This is a genomic window from Scytonema sp. NUACC21 (assembly GCF_054684315.1).
This window is the reverse complement of sequence record NZ_BAAFZH010000097.1, coordinates 79237-85236: the sequence shown is the minus strand read 5'-3', so window position 1 is coordinate 85236 and position 6000 is coordinate 79237. Positions and strand designations below refer to the sequence as shown.

Here is a 6000-nt window from a genome sequence, read left to right as displayed (position 1 = left end):
AATAAAAATAATGAATTCGTGAAAAGGTAGATAGGTTTTAAACAGGCGCTTTGGCTCTCGAGCTTTTCATCTCAAGAGCCACTGCAATTTTTTATCATGCCGAGTATTGGCGTTACCGAATACTCCCAAAGCCAATTGTCTTGGGATTTATAATCTCTAACTAGAAATCCAATTTTTTAATGAGTGATTCTTAACAAGAGATTAGCTATTAGCAATTAGCCAATAGCTAATTCAATGAATTTAGACAGCAGCACTCATAGTAAATAAATCTGGAACTGTAGCCGGAACGGAAACTGTAGAGTCATCGGAAGCTACTCTTAAGCTAGAAGATATTTTATTCAAAAATTTGTGATTAATGATATCAGAGTAAGTGTTCAAGTCAGTCTGCCAGTTCTGGATGCAGTTATGCAGGTTGCTGATTTTTTCGGCTCCAGAGTCACCACTCAGTTCGTAGCTAAAGCTGCCGGAAAACATCACGATTGGGGTGGTTGTTTCATCTTCTTTACGCAGTGCTGCTTCAGTGATGCTCAGGTAGAAAGGAGCACGTTGGAATTTGTAAACCAAATTGAGTGAAGCTCGCATGGGGGAATCTCCCTCGGATTGCCAAGCACCAGGAGACAACAGAGTTTCTGCCATGTAGAAGCGAGCGGCATCTGGAGACTCTGCAAAAGCAACGTAGCCTCTGGGATTGATACCTACAGCTTCATATTCTACATTAGGTAGGGTTTGTACGTATTTGCGAGCAATTTCTGCAATGTTCAATTCTGACATTGTCTTGTCGCCAATTGGCTCCATGAAAATCACTCGATTTGGTTCGGCAATAATGCTAATTCCATTCGTGAATGTGACCTGAGCCGCACTGTTGGTATAAACTGGCTGTCTTGCCAAATCCCAATCTTGAGGAACAATACCACTGCACTTGAGGAAGTCTGGGTTGAGAATCGAAGGGGAATGGTTTTTGGCCGCAACCACAATCACCAAATCTTGAACGACTAATTGTTGAGTCATGAGATTCCTTTCACTAATTTTAAAATTGACCGAAGTCAGAATACGATCGGCACACAAATATATACTGGATGGTTTTGGGTTTCATCCGGTTTCTCAGTTCCAAATATCTTGTAGTTGAATCTGTGATAATGAGTATTTCTGCGTGGGAACTGTGAATCGGTCAGAGCGAAAACTTCGAGCCGATTCAATTCTTATTCCTATTATTAAATTACCCCACGGATAGAAAACACGAGCAATTTTACTGAAAATTATCCGGATGAGAAAAATTTAGTGCAACAACTGAGATTGTTAAAAGCTTTTTAAATTCTTCTCACAAATCTTTGAGCATTTTGTAAGAAAAGTTTAAAGTTCGAGGTAACTGACAGTTCTGCTTTTCTCCTGAGTCAGGCGTTGACGAGCAATAAGCCTTATACTGAGCGCCTTTTTGTACTAGGTAGCTAAAAAAATTGCAGATGCATGCACAAAACGACAATCGGTCTGCATGCATCTGCGCTTAAAAAATCAAAATTTCGACTGACAAGACTCCTGCTTAAGCCACTAACTCAATTGCCCGTTTCGTCAACGCCTCAGCACTCAAACCATTAAACGCCATCAATTCACCGGCACTCGCAGTGGTTTCCCCACGCTTCCACGCGAAGGTATCCCGCTTGCTAGTACTCCTTAACATTACAGGTTCTAGCATTGCACTTGCACCACCAGTCACACCAATGAGGGCATCGCCATCAAACAACTCGGCAAATTTCTCATCACTAACAAAATCGCCATCGGGTTCAGAACAGGTATCCCAAGCAGTATCGTGGGGACGATACAAACGACGGGGGTTAATAACAGAAACTATCTTAACTCCAATACCTTCTTTTTCTAACACCGCCGCCGCTTCAAAAACTGGTATTAAAGTCATGTCTCCAATGACAGCAAAAACCACTGTTTTGGAACCGCCCTTTTGTTCTTCTTGACTAATGGGGGATTCTGGGGAATGCAACACGATCGCACCATCGCGCAATCCTTGACGGGTTTGTTCAAAAGTGGTGCGAATTGGCAATGGTGACTTACTAGCAGTGATAACAATGCCCTTATTCTTTGTCGTCAGCGCCCATTCATAACAAGTTTGAATGCTGTTAGCATCGGGGGGGAAAACAGGAAAGACATTACCATTCCGCATCATAGAAGCAAAATAAGCCTCAATTTCCGGACGTTGGTGAGTCCAACCGTTGCGCCCTTGTTCTAATGCGCCCGCAGTAAATAACGCAATCGTCGAGGGAGTGGGGCGGCGCAATTCTGCCATTGCTTGGGTGACTGTTCGGAGGAGACGTCGACCTGCACGGTCGGTTCGACCGAGCCCGTTGCCGTGACGATGACCGTGAGATCGCCGGGCTTCACCTCTGCCGTGGTATAGCTCACCGTGGTCCCGCCGGCCGACCAGAGATAGGCGCCATAGGCAAGCCCGGCGACGGCCACGAGGCCGAGGAGGCGCAGCCCCCAGCGGGCCCTAGGCCGTGCGGCCTGATCCAGAATCGCCTTCAGCTCGTCGGTTTCGGGAGAGGTCTGCGGTTTCACGTCGTCTTTCACGTCGGCTCCGTCTGGATCGTCCAACTCGCCGCCATCCTGGGGCAGGCGCGCTCTCAAGCCCTTGATCGCGGTCAAGCGCGATCAGGTTCCATGGCTATGGAGATAGACATTCGCAGCGGAAAGGACAGTGAAAGATTGGTCAGGTTGGGGAGGCGGGCAGCGGGCGGCCTCGGTAGCGAAACTTGCCAGTGTGGCGGAAGAGGGTATAGAGGTCAAATGATTTACGCTGTTAGTAAACAGCAGTGTAACAAAAAGGAAATTAGATTTATTTTAAATCAACTTTCTAAAACCTAAAATTTTCACTTCCTGGTAAATCTTGCAGTATAAGCCTTTGACTTTCATCCTTTAGCCTTTATACTGAGAATCTTTTTTTACTGGGTTTCCTTCCCAAACCCTGCATATCGTTGGGTTTCGCGCTTCGCTCAACCCAACCTACGCTATGGGTGATTTTCTAGCGGGAAGGGAGTAGGAGAGAATTTGGTCAACGACTCATTCTCCCTAGCGGAAATGGCTGATTTACCGGTTTATTGCTTTCGCTCAGTTGTTTGGCAATTGTACTTATGGTTTGTGTCCAAGGATGTTCCGGGTAGCGCAGGCAAAAAATATCGCTGCTTGCTAAATGAAACATTTCTTCACAAACGGGTAGTATTCCTGCAACGGGTGCATTGTAAGTTCTCTGAATTTGCTGCCGCAAGCCCTCAGAATTGAGTGCAGGTAATACTTTATTCACAACCAGTAGCATTTTTGGAACAGATAATTTGCGGGCAACATCTATTGTTACCGCTGTTCCCTGGTAGTCTTGCTTATCAGGACGCAGAATTACCACGAGTACATCAGAGATAACTACTGAAAGCAGGGTTTCTTCGTTAATTCCAGGGTGGGTATCAATAAACAAGTAATCTAACTGCAGTCGCTGCATTAGGTGACGAAAGCCATCGTTGAGCAAACGGGCATCATATCCTTCACGGATAATACGAGAAATTTCACCTGTTTTGATACTTGATGGTATCAAGTAGATTTTGCCTCGGTTGCCAAACCAACTTTGCCGTGTTCCTAAGATAGAACTTACATCATAAACGGCGGCTTCAATGCCACAACGTCCCCAAAGATAATCATTAAGTGTATATTTCACTTTGGTTTCATCCAAACCAAAGGGGACGTGAATTCCTGGTGATTGAATATCGGTATCTACAATAGCAACCCGCGACCCTGTGCGTGCAAGTAGAGTTGCGAGGTTAGCAGTCACGTTAGATTTACCAGTTCCTCCCCGAAAAGAGTGAATTGAGATAATTTTCGCCACGATCTTAATCTCCTTCAGTTATTGATTGTGACCATTGGTCGCGCATCTCTTTGGCTGTTTGTTGCAACTTCTGAAAATAATCCGTTTCGGCAATTTCAGCGACTTGGCGCACGAGTTTTGTCTGGTCTACTTCAACCCGTAGCTGTTGCAACTGTTTGGAAAGTTGATGTTCGCGGGCGCAAACTTCCCATACCATTTTTTGAAAGACTCGTCCGAGTTGTCCGAGTTCATCAGTCCGCTGAGCGATTTTTTCTAGCCCTCTGCGTTCCAATACTTCTAACTCGTTTGCCCTGACTGTCTCCAGACTCATTTTTTCTGCAAGTTGAGCCATCGGTTTTAATGGTTGGATCACTCTCCTTTTAAGTAAATAGTTAATGCAGAGGATAACTAATGCAAAAATGCCAATGAAGATGTTGATAAATATAAAAAGGGCTCGACGAGCATTCATGAAAATTTCACTGGCTGGTATGTAGACAATCTGGGTTCCGATAACCCGATCGAGTTCCCATCCATAACCGTTTTGGGTACCGTATTGATGGACGTGGCTTTTTGGGGCAATGTCTGGGGTACTGTGGCATTTTAGACACTTCGCATCGGTGATGGTTAAGGGTTGAGCGGTATAAAATAGTTGTTCTTCTGGTAAGTTGCGAACACCAGACAGTGTTTTGAGAGTGCGATCGCTTTGAAACCTCTCAACTAACTTAGCTTCAAATAGGTCAGCTCTATTAGTTACATTCGTCGGATTCAGTATTGCGTCTTTGTACACAAAATCTTTATATTTCCAATTTTGTTTTAGCACCTCAAACACCTGCCGCGCTGCAAAGCTGGGAATTGTTTCGGGAAGAAAACGAGTGTCTGAGTCACTGGAGGCTGCTAGCAGGGGTGCAATGCGATCGCTTGTGTAACTGCTTACCGAGTTAACCATCTGCATGACCATCTGTCCTCGATAACTGATTTCTGCTTGGGCTTTTTGTTCCAGTGCTTTAGATAAGACAAATCCACTCAGAACAATACCACCAATAAAAATCAGCGACAGAAGCAGCGTGAACTGAGACGCAAGCGTAAGACGACGTAGCATTTTCACAATTTCTACCAGCACTCTTTTCTTCTCATATATCTGGGGTGCATGAACTCGATCAACTATATCGATTTTGAACCTAGAGAATATCTGTTGTATCAAGCTAATAACTTCTTAACTTGCACGGTCTCAGTCAGGCTAACTCTTGTGGGACGGGCGTTCTGACCCGTTCTGCTATGCATTTTTATAAGCAAACCGCTTGGGATATCACTCCCGCCTCCAACTTTAGTAGGAGACGTTTCGGTGGAGAAGGCATAGTTGCAATCCAAACGTTTTTCCGATGTACAGCCCTTGTTGAAATTCCTATGATGAACACAGTTCAAGCGAAACGAAAACGCAGCAGAGAAAACTAAAGGTAATAATAAACAGTTTAAAACTTGCTGCTAAACATAACACAAGATATTTAAAGGAGAAAAACAATGACTAACGAAATTAAGAACGCAGTTGCAGTTGAATTATCCGAACTAGAACTCGATAGCGTCGCAGGTGGATTCTCAATAACTCTGGCACCAGGTCAAGGATTTGCATCTAATGCTAACAACTCCTTCTCACAAAGAAATCTTGTAGTCGGTCAACAAACCTTTGCAGGTCCTAATGGGAGCGGTACTTCTTCTGCGGCTAACTTGCAAGAAATCATTTCAACAGCAGGTCAAGGTATTGCGATTAATATCTAAGGCACTTCTAAGGGGCAAGCTTTTCGTGCTTCCCCTGTAACACAAAATTATCCAACACATAACTACACAATTAAAGGAATTAAAGGAGCAAAACAATGACTAACGAAATTAAGAACGCAGTTGCAGTTGAATTATCCGAACTAGAACTCGATAGCGTTGCAGGTGGATTTTCAATTACTTTGGCACCCGGTCAAGGATTTGCATCCGATGCTAGCAACTCTTTCTCACAAAGGAACCTTGTAGTCGGTCAACAAACCTTTGCAGGTCCTAATGGGAGCGGTACTGCTTCTGCGGCTAACTTGCAAGAAATCATTTCAACTGCAGGTCAAGGTATTGCGATTAATATCTAAGGCACTTCTAGGGGGCGTGCT

Annotated in this window: 6 protein-coding genes and 1 pseudogene; 2 read left to right on the top strand and 5 right to left on the bottom strand. The window is 44.4% G+C overall.

The window, feature by feature from the left end; genetic code table 11:
* Positions 1 to 240: 240 nt before the first annotated feature.
* The 5 genes and pseudogenes from ACYRY3_RS29305 to ACYRY3_RS29285 all read right to left on the bottom strand — a co-directional run bounded on the left by ACYRY3_RS29305 (position 241) and on the right by ACYRY3_RS29285 (position 4976).
* Entirely contained in the window at positions 241 to 1008 is a 768-nt protein-coding gene (locus ACYRY3_RS29305; RefSeq protein WP_460205194.1) for a hypothetical protein, read from the bottom strand.
* Positions 1009 to 1537: 529 nt separating this feature from the next.
* Positions 1538 to 2311 (bottom strand): annotated as a pseudogene (locus ACYRY3_RS29300) (phosphoketolase); the annotation flags it as partial.
* Positions 2233 to 2652 carry a hypothetical protein gene (locus ACYRY3_RS29295; protein ID WP_460205193.1) on the bottom strand — a complete coding sequence of 140 codons (420 nt, stop codon included), beginning with the start codon at positions 2650 to 2652 and terminating at the stop codon, positions 2233 to 2235. The pseudogene ACYRY3_RS29300 and the gene ACYRY3_RS29295, both read right to left, overlap by 79 nt.
* A 406-nt stretch (positions 2653 to 3058) precedes the next feature.
* Positions 3059 to 3877, bottom strand: a complete 819-nt coding sequence (locus ACYRY3_RS29290; RefSeq protein WP_460205192.1) for a MinD/ParA family ATP-binding protein — start codon at positions 3875 to 3877, stop codon at positions 3059 to 3061.
* Between the two features lie 4 nt (positions 3878 to 3881).
* The gene (locus ACYRY3_RS29285) at positions 3882 to 4976 is read right to left on the bottom strand and encodes a c-type heme family protein (RefSeq protein ID WP_460205191.1); all 1095 of its coding nucleotides are present in this window, start codon (positions 4974 to 4976) and stop codon (positions 3882 to 3884) included.
* Between the two features lie 398 nt (positions 4977 to 5374).
* Between ACYRY3_RS29285 and ACYRY3_RS29280 the strand changes: the two genes are divergently transcribed.
* Together ACYRY3_RS29280 and ACYRY3_RS29275 are read left to right on the top strand one after the other, a co-directional pair.
* A complete protein-coding gene (locus ACYRY3_RS29280) occupies positions 5375 to 5629 on the top strand; it encodes a CTB family bacteriocin (protein WP_460205190.1) in 255 nt (84 codons plus the stop codon).
* A gap of 95 nt (positions 5630 to 5724) precedes the next feature.
* The gene (locus tag ACYRY3_RS29275) at positions 5725 to 5979 is read left to right on the top strand and encodes a CTB family bacteriocin (protein ID WP_460205189.1); all 255 of its coding nucleotides are present in this window, start codon (positions 5725 to 5727) and stop codon (positions 5977 to 5979) included.
* Positions 5980 to 6000: the final 21 nt, after the last annotated feature.